Annotated in this window: 14 protein-coding genes and 1 riboswitch; of the genes, 3 read left to right on the top strand and 11 right to left on the bottom strand. The window is 61.3% G+C overall.

Annotation, left to right across the window (positions count from 1 at the left end):
- Positions 1–20 precede the first annotated feature (20 nt).
- The 6 genes from uca to ASD60_RS22205 all read right to left on the bottom strand — a co-directional run bounded on the left by uca (position 21) and on the right by ASD60_RS22205 (position 7,975).
- Positions 21–3,620, bottom strand: a complete 3,600-nt coding sequence (gene uca, locus ASD60_RS22230) for an urea carboxylase (protein WP_056856040.1) — start codon at positions 3,618–3,620, stop codon at positions 21–23.
- 280 nt (positions 3,621–3,900) lie between these two features.
- Positions 3,901–4,542, bottom strand: coding sequence for an urea amidolyase associated protein UAAP2 (locus tag ASD60_RS22225; RefSeq protein WP_056856039.1), 642 nt, complete (start codon positions 4,540–4,542; stop codon positions 3,901–3,903).
- A gap of 11 nt (positions 4,543–4,553) precedes the next feature.
- Entirely contained in the window at positions 4,554–5,279 is a 726-nt protein-coding gene (locus tag ASD60_RS22220; protein ID WP_056856038.1) for an urea amidolyase associated protein UAAP1, read from the bottom strand.
- A 12-nt stretch (positions 5,280–5,291) separates the two neighbouring features.
- Positions 5,292–6,080, bottom strand: a complete 789-nt coding sequence (locus ASD60_RS22215; RefSeq protein ID WP_056856037.1) for an ABC transporter ATP-binding protein — start codon at positions 6,078–6,080, stop codon at positions 5,292–5,294.
- Entirely contained in the window at positions 6,077–6,892 is an 816-nt protein-coding gene (locus ASD60_RS22210) for an ABC transporter permease (protein ID WP_056856036.1), read from the bottom strand. Before ASD60_RS22210 ends, ASD60_RS22215 begins: the two co-directional genes overlap by 4 nt.
- Positions 6,893–6,907: 15 nt before the next feature.
- Positions 6,908–7,975 carry a putative urea ABC transporter substrate-binding protein gene (locus tag ASD60_RS22205; RefSeq protein WP_056856035.1) on the bottom strand — a complete coding sequence of 356 codons (1,068 nt, stop codon included), beginning with the start codon at positions 7,973–7,975 and terminating at the stop codon, positions 6,908–6,910.
- Positions 7,976–8,036: 61 nt separating this feature from the next.
- Positions 8,037–8,137, bottom strand: a riboswitch (guanidine-I (ykkC/yxkD leader).
- A 279-nt stretch (positions 8,138–8,416) separates the two neighbouring features.
- Between ASD60_RS22205 and ASD60_RS22200 the strand changes: the two genes are divergently transcribed.
- Together ASD60_RS22200 and ASD60_RS22195 are read left to right on the top strand one after the other, a co-directional pair.
- The gene (locus tag ASD60_RS22200; protein WP_056856034.1) at positions 8,417–8,662 is read left to right on the top strand and encodes a hypothetical protein; all 246 of its coding nucleotides are present in this window, start codon (positions 8,417–8,419) and stop codon (positions 8,660–8,662) included.
- Between the two features lie 167 nt (positions 8,663–8,829).
- The gene (locus tag ASD60_RS22195; RefSeq protein ID WP_056856033.1) at positions 8,830–9,324 is read left to right on the top strand and encodes a hypothetical protein; all 495 of its coding nucleotides are present in this window, start codon (positions 8,830–8,832) and stop codon (positions 9,322–9,324) included.
- Between the two features lie 53 nt (positions 9,325–9,377).
- Here ASD60_RS22195 and ASD60_RS22190 read toward each other — a convergent pair whose 3' ends face one another.
- The gene (locus tag ASD60_RS22190; RefSeq protein ID WP_056856032.1) at positions 9,378–10,490 is read right to left on the bottom strand and encodes an enoyl-CoA hydratase/isomerase family protein; all 1,113 of its coding nucleotides are present in this window, start codon (positions 10,488–10,490) and stop codon (positions 9,378–9,380) included.
- A 132-nt stretch (positions 10,491–10,622) separates the two neighbouring features.
- Here ASD60_RS22190 and ung point away from each other — a divergent pair, with 132 nt between their 5' ends.
- Positions 10,623–11,315 (top strand): uracil-DNA glycosylase, encoded by a 693-nt coding sequence (gene ung / locus ASD60_RS22185; RefSeq protein ID WP_056856031.1) that lies wholly within the window; start codon positions 10,623–10,625, stop codon positions 11,313–11,315.
- Between the two features lie 155 nt (positions 11,316–11,470).
- Here ung and ASD60_RS22180 read toward each other — a convergent pair whose 3' ends face one another.
- From ASD60_RS22180 to ASD60_RS22165, 4 genes are read right to left on the bottom strand one after another with little or no spacing between them, the layout of a single operon-like run.
- Positions 11,471–12,511, bottom strand: a complete 1,041-nt coding sequence (locus ASD60_RS22180) for an AbrB family transcriptional regulator (protein WP_056856030.1) — start codon at positions 12,509–12,511, stop codon at positions 11,471–11,473.
- Positions 12,504–14,018 carry a tripartite tricarboxylate transporter permease gene (locus ASD60_RS22175; RefSeq protein ID WP_056856029.1) on the bottom strand — a complete coding sequence of 505 codons (1,515 nt, stop codon included), beginning with the start codon at positions 14,016–14,018 and terminating at the stop codon, positions 12,504–12,506. Before ASD60_RS22175 ends, ASD60_RS22180 begins: the two co-directional genes overlap by 8 nt.
- Position 14,019: 1 nt before the next feature.
- Positions 14,020–14,478, bottom strand: a complete 459-nt coding sequence (locus tag ASD60_RS22170; RefSeq protein ID WP_056856028.1) for a tripartite tricarboxylate transporter TctB family protein — start codon at positions 14,476–14,478, stop codon at positions 14,020–14,022.
- Between the two features lie 58 nt (positions 14,479–14,536).
- The gene (locus ASD60_RS22165) at positions 14,537–15,514 is read right to left on the bottom strand and encodes a Bug family tripartite tricarboxylate transporter substrate binding protein (protein ID WP_056856027.1); all 978 of its coding nucleotides are present in this window, start codon (positions 15,512–15,514) and stop codon (positions 14,537–14,539) included.
- Between the last annotated feature and the right edge of the window lie 326 nt (positions 15,515–15,840).

The following is a 15,840-nucleotide window of genomic DNA, read 5'->3' as shown; positions in this document are numbered from 1 at the left end:
GCGTCCTTTTCAAAATGGGTTCAGTCGAGTGCCAGCACCACGACGCGCTGTCCGGCGCGCACCGCCGAACCCGGTTGCACGCGGATCTCGCGCACCACGCCGGCCATCGGGGCGAGCAGGGGGATTTCCATCTTCATCGACTCCAGAATCACCAGCACATCGCCGGCTGCGACACGGCTGCCGGTTTCCACCTGAACCTGCCAGAGGTTGCCCGCGATGTGGCTGTCGACGCTCAGTTGGCCATCGTCCAGCGGTGCGTCTTCGACCACTTGCGGGGCCAGTTCCTCGCTATCGAAATGCGCCTGGCCGCTGGCGATCCAGCGCTCGCGTTCGGCATTGAAGGCGGCTTGTTGCTGGTCGCGAAAAGCGTTGATGGTCTCGGCTTCCTGTGCCAGAAACGCCTGGTAATCCGCCAGGTTCAGCTGGCTGTGCTCGATGTTCAGATCGAAACGCCCGAGAGGGAAATCCCGGCGAATGCGCAGCAATTCATCGGCGCTGACCGGGTAGAAACGGATCTGGTCGAAGAAGCGCAGCAGCCACGGTTTGCCGTCGAACGCGGCGACCTCGCGGTAGCGGTTCCACATCTGCAACGTGCGCCCGACGAACTGATAACCACCGGGGCCTTCCATGCCGTAAACGCACATGTAGGCGCCGCCGATACCCACCGAGTTCTCCGCGGTCCAGGTACGGGCCGGGTTGTACTTGGTGGTAACCAGGCGATGGCGCGGATCGAGCGGGGTGGCGACCGGTGCGCCGAGGTAAACGTCGCCCAGGCCCATCACCAGATAGCTGGCGTCGAACACCGTGCGTTGCACTTCATCGAGGTTCGGCAGGTCGTTGATACGGCGGATGAACTCCAGATTGCTCGGGCACCACGGCGCGTCCTTGCGCACGGTGGTCATGTACTTCTCGATCGCCAACTGGCACGCCGGGTCGTCCCAGGACAGCGGCAGATGGACGATGCGTGACGGCACTTGCAGGTCCTTGGCGGCGCACACCGCGTCCCATTCACCGGCGACGATGCCGAGCAGGTCGGACAGCGGCAGTTGTTCGGGTTGATAGTGGATTTGCAGGGAACGGATGCCGGGTGTCAGGTCGATCACACCGTGCAAGTCTTGGCTTTCCAGCGCCTGCATCAAGGCGTGGGCGCGGAAACGCAGGACGAGGTCGAGTTCGGGGGCGCCGATCTCAAGCAGCAAATGCGTGTCGCCCGACAAACGCGCGACCAGTCGGGTATCGTCCTGACCAAGATCCAACACCACTGGCGACACAAGACCCTGTGGGAGCACTTGGCCTGTGGCGAGCGAGCTTGCTCCCTCGCCACAAAGGCTCTGTGTTGCCAATTGACGGGCGGTCTTGAGGTCGACGGGTAGAAACTGCACCTTGTCCCCAGCCTTCAATTGCCCCAACTGCCAAAGATCGGCCTCGATCACCGTCACCGGGCAAACAAACCCACCGAGGCTCGGGCCATCCGGGCCGAGGATCACCGGCATGTCCCCGGTGAAATCCACCGCACCGATGGCGTAGGGATTGTCGTGAATGTTCGACGGGTGCAGACCCGCCTCGCCACCGTCGGCACGCACCCATTGTGGCTTCGGCCCGATCAGGCGCACGCCGGTGCGGCTGGAATTGAAATGCACTTCCCACTGCGTAGCGAAGAAGGTCTCGATGTAGTTCTCGGTGAAATATTCCGGGGCGCCGTGGGGGCCGTAGATCACACGGATCTGTCGCACGGCTGGCAACGCGGTGACGAGTTCCTCAGTCAGTTGCCGACCGACGCTGAAGTCGCTCAGCGCCGGAACATGCAGCACGTCGCCGGCACGCAACGCACGACCGCCATGGCCGCCGAACTGGCCGAGGGTGAAGGTGCTTTTGCTGCCCAGGTAATCCGGCACTTGCAGGCCGCCGCGCAGGCACAGGTAGCTGCGGGCACCGGCGCCGGCGATGATGCCGAGACTCAAAGTCGCCCCTGCGGGGATCAGCAACGCCGTGTTCATCGGCACGCTTTCGCCGTTCAACGCCAATGGAATCACAGCCCCGGTCACGGCGATCACCGCCTCGCAGTTGAAGCGCAGCAGCGGCCCGGTCATGGTGATTTCCAGTGCGGCCGCGCCTTCGTCGTTGCCCAGCAAGCGGTTGCCCAGACGCAATGCACGACTGTCCATCGGTCCCGACGGCGGTACGCCGACAGCCCAGTAGCCGAGGCGGCCGGGATAGTCCTGGACACTGGTCTGGGTGCCGGCGCTGATGACTTCGAAAGTGTTGGCCTGATAAACCAGGCCTTCCAGGCAACGGGTCCATGGCTGGCCGCTGGCGAAGGGGGTATCGAGCAGAATCTGCCGCAGATAATCGCGGTTGGTCTCCACGCCATACAGTTGGCTTTCGCCGAGGGCTTGATGCAAATCGGCACGGGCTTCTTCGCGAGTCGGCGCCCAACTGATGACCTTGGCGATCATCGGGTCGAAGTAGGGCGGGATCTCGCACCCGGCCTCGACCCACGTGTCGATGCGCAGTTGTATGCCGTTGGCCGAAGGGAAATCCACCGCAGTGAGCAAGCCCGGGCTCGGCTGGAAATCCCGTCCCGGATCTTCCGCATACAGCCGCGCCTGGATCGCGTGACCCTCAGGTTTCAAGCCGCGCATCAGCTCGCTCAACGGCGGTAAATCACCGGCCGCCAGTTGCACCATCCAACGCACCAGATCGACGCCCCACACCTGTTCAGTGACGCCATGCTCTACCTGCAAGCGAGTATTCACTTCCAGGAAATAGAAGCGTTGGGCGTCGCTGTCGAAGACGAATTCCACGGTGCCGGCGCTGCGGTAACTCACTGCTTTGGCCAGTTTGATTGCGGCGGCACAGAGTTCATCGGCCATGCCGTCCGGCAAGTTCGGTGCCGGGGTTTCTTCGAGGACTTTCTGGTTGCGCCGCTGTACCGAGCAGTCACGTACACCGAGGGCGATCACTTCACCACAACCATCGCCGAACACTTGCACTTCCAAGTGGCGGGCACGCTGGATGTACTTCTCGATGAACACACCGGCATCGCTGAAATTGTTCTGCCCCAGGCGTTTGACCGCTTCGAAGGACTCGCTCAACTCGGCTGCACTGCGGCACACCCGCATGCCGATGCCGCCACCGCCGGCGGTGCTTTTGAGCATCACCGGGTAGCCGACCTGTTCACCGGCGAGCAGGGCGGCGTCGAGGCTGTCGAGCAGTTCGGTGCCTTCGAGCATCGGCACGCCGTGTTGTCTGGCCAGTGCACGGGCGGTGTGCTTGAGGCCGAACACCCGCAGTTGCTCTGGCGTCGGGCCGATGAAGGCGATGTCGGCGGCTGCGCAGGCTTCGGCGAACGCAGCGTTTTCCGACAGAAAGCCATAGCCGGGATGGATCGCCGTGGCGCCCGTGGATTTGGCGATGGCGAGGATTTTGTCGACCGCCAGATACGTGCCGGCGGCGGCACCTTCGCCGAGGCTGTGGGCCTCATCGGCTTGCAGGATGTGCAGGCTGGCGGCATCGGCTTCGGAGTACACGGCAACGCCCTGGACGTGCAGTTCGCGCAGGGTACGCAGGATGCGACAGGCAATGGCGCCACGGTTGGCGATCAGGACTTTTTCGAACATGGCATAACCCCTGAAGGGGATGCGGGCCGTCCCGCAGTTTTTCGATAAGCGCCGAGGTCGTCCCCAGCGGCAGAATCAATTCTCTTCAGACCAGCACCGACTCCTGTGGGAGCTGGCTTGCCAGCGATAGCGATGGGTCAGTCGCCATCAATGTGCAGTGTGTTGGCCTCATCGCGGGCAAGCCCGCTCCCACAGTGTTAGCGGTGGTCTGGAGATTTCAGGCATTGCCCGGAACGGGCCTGGCACAGGGCAAACAACCAACGGCGCAACCGCGAAAATTTCAGTTCCATACCAGCAGCTCCGCAGGGGTCGGGTTGTAGGCGTTGCACGGGTTGTTCAGTTGCGGGCAGTTGGAGATCAGCACGATCACGTCCATCTCGGCATGCAGATCGACGTATTTGCCTGGTGCGGAAATCCCGTCTTCGAAGGTCAGCCCGCCGTCGGCGGTGACCGGTACATTCATGAAGAAATTGATGTTCGGCCCGATGTCGCCCTTGCCCAGTCGTCCATCGTGAACGCAGGCGCGCAGGTAGTTGTCGCGGCAGCTGTGCATGTAGCGTTTTTCCAGGGCGTAACGCACGGTGTTGCTCTCTTGTGCACACGCGCCGCCGAGGGTGTCATGACGCCCGCAGGTGTCGGCGACGATGGTCAGCATCGGCTTGCCGAGGTTGGAATACAGCACGCTGCCGGTACTCAGGTACACGCTGTTCTGCCGGCGCAGGGTGCGCTGTACGTCGTAGCGTTCCCTGGGGTTGGCAACGCTGTAGAACAGAGTATCGACCGCCTGGTTGCCTTCGAGGTCGAGAATGCGCAAGGTCTGGCCGGCCTTGACCTCCATCAGCCAGGGTTCACCGGCGGGGATGGTGGCGCGGTAGATCGCGTTTTCCGGCTGCTTTTCAGTGTTGATGAGAGCGAGTGACATGGCAGCGATCCTCAGGCAAATAAACGGTCGGTGTTGATGAAGCCGCGCTCGTTTTCCGGGCGCGAGGTGCGGCAATGTTCGGCGACGCTGGCGTCGGCGTTCATCCAGCTCAGCTTCAGTGGTTTCGGTGCGTACTCGGGCGAAGGGTCCATCGGATGTTGCAGCGCGGTGAGCACCACCAGCGTGTCCATCGGTGCGTACAACTCGATGTAATCGCCGGCCCTGGAATTGCCCTCGACAAAGTGGAAGCGCCCGGCGTCATCGACGTTGACGCGGCTGAACAGGTTGAGGGTCATCAGCAAGTCCGACAGGCCCAGACCCCATTTGCCCAGTTCCACCAACAGGTTGTCGGTGCCGTTGCGGAAGAAGCCATTGCGCAGTTCCTGGTAGCGCCCGGCGCCGTATTTTTCCGCGACTTCTTCAGCACAGAGGACGCCGCCGAGACTGTCGCTCCAGCCGCAGGTGTCGGCGGTGATGGCGGCCAGCACGCGGCCCATGTCCGAATACAGGCAATGACCGGCGGTGAGCTTGGTGGTGTGCTGGCATTTGAGGCTGTCGGGCAGGTTCAGGCGCTCGGTTTTTTCGTTGGCGTTGAGCAGCGTCAGGCTGACGTTGGCGCCGCCGCGAAGGTCGGTCAGGCGCAGCAGTTGGCCGCGCTTCAGGACGAAGGAGCGATGACCTCCACCGGGGAGCATTTCTTCGGCGAAGGGCGGGAACAGTTGGGTCGAATCAGTCATGCGGAAGTCCTCTCAAGCGGTTCGAAGCGCGCTTGCCAGTTGCACCGGCAAGGCATCGACGGCGGCACGGGTGGTGCGGCGGTCAGTGTTCAAAGGGATGTCGTAGGTGATGCGGGCGCCATAAGCCCCTGGGGCATGCGGATCGAGGCGGACCTTGTCGAAGACCAGCAAGCGGGTGCCGAGGCTGAAGCCTTCGCTCAGGTCGTGGGTGACCATGAACACGGTCAGTTGCGTTTCCCGCCACAGCTCCAGCAGCAAGGCGTGCATGTCTTTGCGGATGCCCGGATCGAGTGCGCCGAAGGGTTCGTCGAGCAGCAACACCCGGGGCTTCATGATCAGCGCTTGGGCGATGGCCAGGCGTTGCTGCATGCCCCCGGAGAGCTGCGCCGGGTACTTGTCCAGCGAGTGCCCGAGACCAACTTTGTGCAACAGCACGGCGGCTTGCTCGCGGGCAGCCTTTTTGGCGCTGCCGAACAAACGCCCCAGCAAGGGCGAGCGGGGCAGTTCGAGGCCGAGAGCGACGTTGTCCAGCACGCTCAAGTGTGGGAACACCGAGTAGCGCTGGAACACCACGCCACGGCTGGCATCCGGCTCACCGGCCAAGGCCTGGCCATCCAGCAGGATTTCGCCGCGACTGGCTTTTTCCTGGCCGAGCAGCAAGCGCAGGAACGTCGATTTACCGCAACCGGACGCGCCGACCAACGTGCAGAACTCACCCTCACTGACGCTCAGGTTCAGGCCTTCGAGCACCACCTGATCGGCGTATTGCTGCCAGACATTTTTCACCGTGATGAAGCTCATGCGCGCGCTCCTTCGTACCAGGGGAAAGCGCGTTGGGTCAGGCGTTTCAGAGCCCAGTCCATCAGCCAGGCGAGCAGGGTAATCCACACCACGTAGGGCAGGATCACGTCCATTGCCAGGTAGCGGCGCACCAGGAAAATCCGGTAGCCCAGACCGTCGGTGGAAGCGATGGCTTCGGCCGCAATCAGGAACAGCCACGCCGAACCGAGCATCAAGCGCAACGAGATCAGCAGCCGTGGCAGCAATTGCGGCAGTACCACTCGCAGCATCAAGGTCCAGGTTGAAGCGCCGAGGGTCTGGGCCTTGATCAGCAGTTCCACGGGGATTTCCCGGGCGCGTTGTTCCAGGTCCCGGGCCAGTGCCGGGGTGATGCCGATCACGATCAGCATCACTTTCGACAACTCGCCCAAGCCGAAAACGATGAACAGGATCGGCAGGATCGCCAGCGGTGGCACCATCGACAACACCGTCAGCAATGGCGACAACGGCGCCCCGAACAGCGGCAGGGTGCCCGCCGCGATGCCCAGGCACAGCGCGGCCACGGCGCTGATGCCCAGGCCGATGGCCAGTCGTCTCAGGCTGGAGGCGGTGTCTTGCCACAGCAGGTAGTCGCCGGTGCGGCTGTCAGCGGCGAAGGCCAGGCGTTTTACCGCGTCGGTCATTTGCACGGCGCTGGGCAGCAGCTTGTCATTGGGGTTGTCCGCCAGTCGCTCGGCCGACCCCATGAAGTAGGCGAACAGCACCAGGGCGAATGGCAGGATCACCAGCAACAGGCGACTCGGGCGATCCGGGTGACGATTGATCAGGCGCATGGCCAAGTCCTCTTTTTACAACTTGGCGTCGGCGGCCATCTGCACGTAGCTGGGGTCGAAACGCAGCTTGAGGTTGCCCTTGTCGCCGCTGGTCACGCCATTGGCGAAGGCCATGCCGACCGCGCTGGTGTCCTTGGCGCCTTCACCCAGCAAGCCGTGCTGGAAGGAGAACTCGGCGACCTTGCGCATGGTTTCCGGCAGTTGCTTGCTGGTGCTGAAGGCCAGGGCTTCTTGCGGGGTGGCGAACAATTTGGTGGTGTCCAGTTGCGCCTGGAAACCCGCAAGGTCGGTGCCCGAAGCCTTGGCCATGTGCTCAAGGGCAGCCTTGCCGGCGGCGTTTTTCGCGTTCATCAGCTCGACCACTTCGAACCAGGCGCCGGTCAGGGCTTTGCCCAAGGCCGGGTTGTCTTTGAGGGTGGTGCTGTTGACCACCATCATGTCCATGATTTCCCCGGGGATCTGACTGGAGTTGAAGACTTCGGTCACCGCAGGTTTGGCCTTGATGTCCGAGAGCATCGGGTTCCAGGTGGTGACGGCGTTGACCTGATCGGTGTTGAAGGCCGCCGAGATATCGGCGTCCGAGGTGTTGACCACTTTCAGGTCTTTCTCGGTGAGATCCACCGAATCCAGGGCCCGGGCCAGCAGGTAGTGGGACACCGAGAGCTCGACCAGATTGACGTCCATGCCCTTGAGGTCGGCGACTTTCTTGCCTTCGCCTTTAAGCACGATGCCGTCGTTGCCGTTGGAGAAATCGCTGACGATCAGCGCGGTGCTGTCGACGCCGCCAGCGGCCGGAATGGTCAGCGCATCCATGTTGGTCATGGTGCAGCCGTCGAACTGGCCGGCGGTGTACTGGTTGATGGATTCGACGTAGTCGTTGAGCTGCACCACATCGATCTTGATGCCGTACTTCTTCGCCCATTTATCGACGATGCCTTGGCTGCCGGCGTATTCCCAGGGCATCCAGCCGGCATAAATCGTCCAGCAAACGCTGAAGTGGTCTTTCTGGGCGGCCTGGGATTGGCTGCTGAGCAACGCTGCAAACGCGGCGGCGAGCAAGGCGGGGAAACGTAGTCGGGACATTTCGGAATCTCCAGTTGATAAGGGCGGGCAGGAGTCAACGCGGCACCGCGAACGGTGGCTTGTCTCCCGGGCTTTTGTCCCGCCGTGTAACCTCAACTGGAGGTCGCCAACTCTCGGACCAGTCACTCGCACTTGCGAGCCGGAACCCTAGTCAGCCATTTGCAAATTGTGGTGCCGCGAACCTGTGATGACTCCTGCACGCGATTGCTAAAGCGAGACCCGTGCCAAGTCCGTAGAAGGCCTCTAGCGTAGGGGCGTGCAACATCTTCGGTGAGTGCGCGAGGGGCGGGCTGCTTTGAGATGGTGCGTCGATGCACTGAGATGTGGCGCGGGCGGCCGCTGATCCGAAGGTCACTGCAATCCGGCACTCGGTGAGGGAATTTCAGTCAAAACAGGTGTCAGTCGGGCCTGCTCCGATTGTGGGTCTTTCAGGAGGCCGCCATGTTTCGTCGACTGTTGCTCGGTGCAATTCTGGGGCTCGGGTTGACCGGTTGTTATTACTACACCGGCTCCTACGACGTGTACTCCTCGCCTTATTACTACCCTGGTTATTCACCTTATTCCTACTATTACGGCCCACGCTATTACTACGGCGGTCCGCGCTTCTATGGTGGCTACCGCTATTACTACTGGGGCGGGCACGGGCCTCGGCATTACGGCGGTGGATATCGCCATGGTCACCACTAATCAGCCCGTGAATGGATGAAAAACCTTTCATCGGGCAGATGTTTCAACTTGTTGCTGGGACGCACCGGATTCGGAATTCGATGTCTGATCTTTCGACAGTCGCCGAATCATTGACTGTCGCCCGCCAGCGTCGCTGGTGCGGCTCACTCGCGGTCCAGGAGGCCGCTATGCTCTGTCTAAAAATGCTGCGTCGAGTGCTTTTGATTGCTGTGTCGGGCTTATCCCTGGGTGCATGCGTGCCTTATTCCGATGGAGGCGTCAGCTACTACAGTTCCGAGGTGTATACCTCGCCAGCGCCGGGCTACTACGCCGGGGGCGATCGTTACTATTCCAATGGCGGTTATTACTCGCCACCCGCCCGTTACTACGCGCCTCCTGCGCGATATTACAAACCAACGCCGCGCTATTACTCGCAGCCGCGGATCTACCAACCCGCACCGCGCTACTACCAGACGGCGCCGCGCCACTATCAGTCGCGCCCCGACTACCGGGCGCATCAGAGTCATGGCTGGGATGGCCGCAACCGTGGTGGTTGGGACGGTCGTGACCGTGGTGGCTGGGACAGCAATAACCGGGGCCATGGCGGGCGTAACGACAACTATCGCGGTCGAGGTGACCATAACGGGCGCGGTGATCGGGACGGCCGGGGCAATCACCGCTGATCATTGCGTCTAATGAGAAAATCTGTGGGAGCAAGTTCGCTCCCACAGTTCGTTCAGAACTGGGAAAGATCCGCCAACGGATGCCGCCCCTCCCAAGCCTTGTGGAAGTGCGCTTCCACCACCGTTTCAGGCACGTTATTGATGTCCGGCCAGTGCCAGTGCGGTTTCTGGTCCTTGTCGATCAACCGCGCGCGTACGCCTTCGCTGAACTCCGGATGCCGGCAGCAGTTGAGGCTTAGCGTGTATTCCATCTGAAAGACTTCGGCCAGTGACAGATGTCGGGCGCGGGCGATCTGTTCCCAGACCAGGTGAGCGGTCAGAGGTGAGCCTTCGCTCATGGTCCGGGCGGCGCGACTGAGCAACGGATCGGCGTCATCACGCAATGGGCTGATCGCCTTCCATGCGCAGCGCACATCACTGACATCCAATAATTCATCGATGCGCTGGCGCCGCGGCAGCCACTGAGGCTCGGGCATTTGCGCAACGGCTTCCTGCTGCAAGGCCTTGAGCAGACTGTTGAGTTGCATCGGCGTCTGTTCCTGCCAGTTCAATTGCAGCAGTCCTTCAATCAAATCTGCCTGCTGTTCATCGAGCAGGAAGCGATCGGCCAGGTCCAGATCAATCGCATCGCGCGCGTTCATGTGGGCACCGGTCAGGCCGAGAAACAATCCGAGCTTGCCCGGCAGGCGGGACAGGAACCAACTGGCGCCTACGTCGGGGTACAGGCCGATGGTGATTTCAGGCATGGCCAGTCGACTGCTCGGCGTGACAATACGAATGCTCGCGCCCTGCAGCAGGCCCATGCCGCCGCCGAGCACATAACCATGGCCCCAACAGATCAACGGTTTTGGATAGGTGTGCAGGCTGAAGTCCAGGCGATATTCCGCTGAGAAGAAGTTCGCGGCCAGAGGCGGCACTTCGCCCGGATGGGCCCGGCAGGCATCTACCAGGCTGCGTACCTCGCCGCCGGCGCAAAAGGCTTTGGCACCGTTGCCACGCAGCAGCACGCAAACGATTTGTGGCTCTTTGGCCCAGGCATCCAGTCGGTCGCGCAAGGCGTTGATCATGGGCAAGGACAGTGCGTTCAGCGACTTTTCGGCATCCAGCGTGGCAATGCCGATGCGGGCGCCGTCGGTGCCGGTGAGTTCTTCGAAGTGCAGATTCATCGTGACCTCGATCGGGAATTTGAGGGTTAAGTATGATCGCTGTGTAGGAAAGTGCCGGATCTGTGTCAGATCAATTGACAAGCGAGGTGTGCTTTCCTAGGGTTCGCCCCATTGTTTTTGCCGGATGTAACCATGACTGCTGACGACCGTATCAAACTCGAACCGAGCTGGAAGGAGGCCCTGCGTGCCGAATTCGACCAGCCTTACATGACGGAGTTGCGAAACTTTCTGCAACAGGAGCGGGCGGCCGGCAAGGAGATCTATCCACCGGGTCCGATGATTTTCAACGCACTCAATTCCACGCCGCTGGACAAGGTCAAAGTCGTTATTCTCGGCCAGGACCCGTACCACGGCCCGGGCCAGGCCCATGGTTTGTGTTTCTCGGTGCAACCGGGCGTACCGGCGCCGCCCTCGCTGGTGAACATCTACAAAGAGTTGAAGCGTGACCTGAACATCGACATCCCCAACCACGGTTATCTACAGAGTTGGGCCGAGCAGGGCGTACTGATGCTCAACACCACCATGACTGTCGAGCGCGCCAACGCCAATGCGCACAAGGACAAGGGCTGGCAGTTTTTCACCGATCGGATCATCGAAGTGGTCAGCCAGCAGCAGCCGCACCTGGTGTTCATGCTGTGGGGCGCTCATGCGCAGAGCAAACAGAAGCTGATCGACGCCACCAAACATCTGGTGTTGACCTCGGTGCACCCGTCTCCGCTGTCGGCCTATCGCGGGTTTCTTGGTTGCGGGCACTTCAGCCGAACCAACAAGTTTCTCGAGCAGAATGGCGAGACGCCGATCGAGTGGCGGTTACCGCCAATTTGATGATTGCCCCACGGGCCCTTGTGGCGAGGAAGCTTGCTCCCGCTGGGCTGCGCAGCAGCCCCTGTCTACATCCAGATTCTATATGCACACCGCATAAGCAGGATCTACGGCTGCTGCGCAGCCCAGCGGGAGCAAGCTCCCTCGCCACAGGTCCATCAGTCTGAATCCGGGTTTCGGTTCCAATACTTGAACAACGGCTCCGCCAGAAACAACACAAACAACAACCGCATCACCTGCATCGCCGTCACCAGCGGCACCGACAATTGCAGGGTCTCCGCCGTCAGGCTCATTTCGGCAATCCCGCCCGGCATCATGCCCAACGTCAGCGAACGCAGATCCAGGTGGGTCAGCGCACTCAAGCCCAGTGCCGCTGCCGTGGCGATCAACATGGTCAACACCGTACCGATCAAGGTCCGGCCCATGAATGAAGGCGCGCGACGGAAAAACTGCCGGTTGAAGTGGCAGCCCAGACCGCTGCCGATCAACCATTGGCCGATCTGGCTGCCGCCGTTGGGCAAGCCGATGTGCAAATCCCAACCGATACTCACCGCCGCACTGACCAGCAACGGTCCGAACAGCCACGGATTGGGTTGACGCAGGCGCTCCCAAATCCAGGCGGCCAAAGCTCCTGCGGGAAACAGAGTCGCCAGCCAGCGCCAATCGATGCTGCCAGCGTGGGAAATCGGCGCACCGTCGCCCATCAGGTATTTGAACGCTGCCGGGACACACAGTACGACGACCAGCACGCGCAGGCTCTGTCCCGCCGCAACACGGCTGAGCACTGCGCCGTTGCGGGCGCCGAGGTTGACCATCTCCCCGGAGCCGCCCGGCATGCTGGAGAAAAATGCGGTGGCGCGATCTTCACCGGTACGCCGCATCAACCAGACACCGACCACGGCCGACAGGCTGGTCACCAACGCACCAAAGAAAATCAAACCGAAATGACTCAGTACCTGTTCCATCACCACCGGGGTGAAGTGCAGGCCAATACCGATGCCGACGATCCACTGGCCGCACTTGCGTCCGCCAGGGATTTCGGCCAGTTGCCACGGCGTCAGGCAGCGCACGAGGATGATCGCCAGCAACGAGCCGACCATCCACGGCAAAGGCCAGCCGACCTGGCTGGCGAGATAACCGCCCAGCAGGCCGACCAGCGGGGTTCCCCACCAAAGCTTGAAGGGGGACCGATCAGACATCGGCGATAGCGCGTTGCGCAACGGAGCGCTTGCGCCAGATGCGTACAATCGGCACCAGCAACATGACCACGATCAACCCCCAGACACCGACGGTGATACCGCTCGACCAGAGAATATCCAGCGAACCGTTGGAAATCGACAAAGCCCGACGAAGATTCTGCTCCATCAAACCACCGAGGATGAAACCCAGCAAAACCGGCGATAACGGGAAGTCCAGCTTGCGCAGGATGTAACCGAAAATACCGATGCCGATCATCAGGAACAGATCGAAGGTCGTGGCGTGTACGGCGTACACGCCAATGGCGGTGATGATGGCGATCATCGGCACCAGCGCCCAGTTCGGTACGGCAAGGATTTTGGTGAAGATGCGAATCATCGGGATGTTCAGGATCACCAGCATGATGTTGGCGATGAACAAAGAAGCAATCAGGCCCCAGACGATGTCCGGTTGCTGCTGAAACAGCAGCGGGCCGGGCGTGATGTTGTACAGCGATAGCGCGCCAATCATAACTGCCGTGGTGCCCGAGCCGGGAACGCCAAGCGTCAGCATCGGCACCAGAGCACCGCAAGCCTCTGCGCCAATGGCGGTTTCCGGTGCAGCCAGGCCACGCTTGTCGCCTTGACCGAATTTTCCGCCGGGGCCGGCGATGCGTTTCTCGGTCATGTAGGCCACGGCGCTGGCCAGCGTCGCACCAGCCCCCGGCAGCACGCCCATGATGAAGCCGAGCACCCCGCAACGCATGTTCACCCAGAACACCGAAGCGGCTTCCTTGAAGTTGAACAGCATCCGGCCGGTCGCCTGGAAGGCTTCCTGGCCACGGTGGGTTTTTTCCAGCAGCAACAGGATTTCGCTGATGGAGAACAGACCCAGCACCAGCACCACGAATTGAATGCCGTCGGTGAGGTGGATGTTGTCGCCGGTGAACCGGTACACACCGCTGTTGGCATCAATGCCGACGGTCGACAGGAACAGGCCGATCAGCGCCGCGATAAACGTCTTGAGCGGCCGATCACCCGCCATGCCGCCAAGGCAGACAATCGCAAACACCATCAGCACGAAGTATTCCGCGGGGCCGAAGGCGATCGCCCACTTCGCCAGCATCGGCGCGAACACCACCATCCCGCAGGTGGCGATGAAGGCGCCGATGAACGAACTCCATGCCGATAGAGACAACGCCACTCCGGCCAGACCCTGGCGGGCCATCGGATAGCCATCGAGGGTGGTCATGACGGTCGAGGCTTCGCCCGGAATGTTCAACAGGATCGAACTGATCCGACCGCCATATTCGCAACCCAGGTAAACCGCCGCCAGAAGGATCAGTGCCGACTCTGGTGGCAGACCCAATGCAAACGCGATCGGGATCAGTAGCGCCACCCCGTTGATCGGACCCAGGCCGGGAAGCAGACCGACAACGGTGCCAATCAATGTGCCGCTCAGTGCAGTCACCAGGTTGTAAGGGGTTAGCGCGACACCGAAGCCGTGACTCAAATAACCAAGCGTATCCATATCAGTTCTCCAGAACGTCGAGCAGGCCCAGTGGCAGTGGCACGTCCATGACTTTGTCGAACAGCAGGTACAGGCCGACGCTCATCAAGCTGATGATGACTGCTCCCGGCAACCAGCGTCCGCCGTACAGGCGGGCCAGCGGAATCCCAACCAGCATGCTGCTGAGGATGAAGCCCAAGGGTTCGAACAGCCCGGCGAAAACCAGCAGCAACAGCACGCAGACAGCAATCTTGGTCAAGGTCTCGCGATCCATCGGCGGATCTTCATCGGTGTGCTTGATTGGCGAGGGGCGATACACCATGTAAACCAGCGCCAGGCCCATCAGCCCGAGCATCAACAGCGGAAAGGCCCGCGGGCCGATCGGCTCGTAGGAAAAAGGTGCCTGATAAGGTAGGGCCATCGCCACCAGGCTCAGGCAGACCAGCAACAGCACCGAAGCAAAAATGCGTTGTAAGAGCATGAGGAACTCCTGTGCCGCGACTCCGCCAAACGGAGTCGCGGCCACTAGACAGAGGCGATCACTGGATCAGGCCGAACTCTTTGGCCAGCACTTTGTAGTCCGCAACTTGCTTCTTCACGTAGGTGTCCAGTTCCGGGCCGGTCATGGCGAACGGGAACAGCTCACGCTGATCGCGCAGCTTGGCGAACTCGGGTGAAGCGAGCAGTTTGTCGAAGGAGTCCTTCCACCAGGCGTAGTCTTCGTCGCTGACTTTCGGCCCCAGGTAGAAACCACGAACCACTGGCCAGACGATGTCGTAGCCTTGTTCGCGAGCGGTAGGAATGTCTTTCATTTCCGGCTCGTCCAGGCGCTTGTCGGAGAACACCGCCAGCAGGCGCATGTCGCCGCTCTGGATATGTGGCATGGAGTCGGAGATGTCGGTGCTGCCGACCTGGATGTGACCACCGAGCAGGGCGGTGGCGATTTCTCCGCCGCCTTCGAGGGCGACGTAACGCAGGTCACGCGGGTTGATCCCGGCGGCTTTGGCGATCAGCGCGGTTTGCATCCAGTCCTGGCTGCCCACGGTGCCGCCGGAACCGATCACCACTTTGCTCGGATCTTTCTTTAGAGCCTGCACCAGATCGTCGAGCGTCTTGTAGGGCGAATCGCTTTTCACCGCGATGGCACCGTAGCTGGTGCCGACAGCGGCGAGCCAGCGCACATTGGTTTCATCGAAACGCCCGAACTTGCCTTGTGCCAGGTTCAATAGCGAACCACTGGACCATGCCACCAGCGTGCCGGCATCGGCCGGGCGTTGGGCGACCACCGCGTTGTAAGCCACCGCGCCGACACCGCCGGGCATGTAGGTCACACGCATGGGCTTGGTCAGCAATTTTTCATTGACCAGCGCGCTCTGTGCCAGTTTGCAGGTCAGGTCGAAACCACCACCCGGGGAGGCCGGAGCGATGCATTCCGGACGTTTGGGTTCGGCCATCAGTTGACCGGCGAACAGCATGCAGCTGGCGGCGAGGGCGAGACGGCGCATTGATCGATTCATTTTTGTCTCCACAGGAGTTTTTGTTTTTGGGGATGATTCAGGTGCGGCAGTTACGCGCCGTGCAGCCGGGTTCGACGCTGGCGAAGGTATACGATGGGGAGTGAGCGATGGGGCGGGGCGTGCAAGCCTGATGTTGGTTCGACAACATGATTGGGTACCTCGGTTATTGTTCTTATTGTCGAAAACGCATCGAGGCGTTTTTCGGGAGCTACATTTCAAAGCACGATTGGATGGCAGGCAGACGAAACCATCCGTCGCCCGACTCTAACGGCCCAACCTTTCGCTAACCTTTCAGAAGACTTTCACGGTTGTTCAGGCTTCACAGC

It is taken from the genome of Pseudomonas sp. Root562, from assembly GCF_001427125.1.
Lineage (GTDB): Bacteria > Pseudomonadota > Gammaproteobacteria > Pseudomonadales > Pseudomonadaceae > Aquipseudomonas.
The sequence above is the reverse complement of the archived record's forward strand: the minus strand, read 5'-3'. Positions and strand labels throughout refer to the sequence as shown.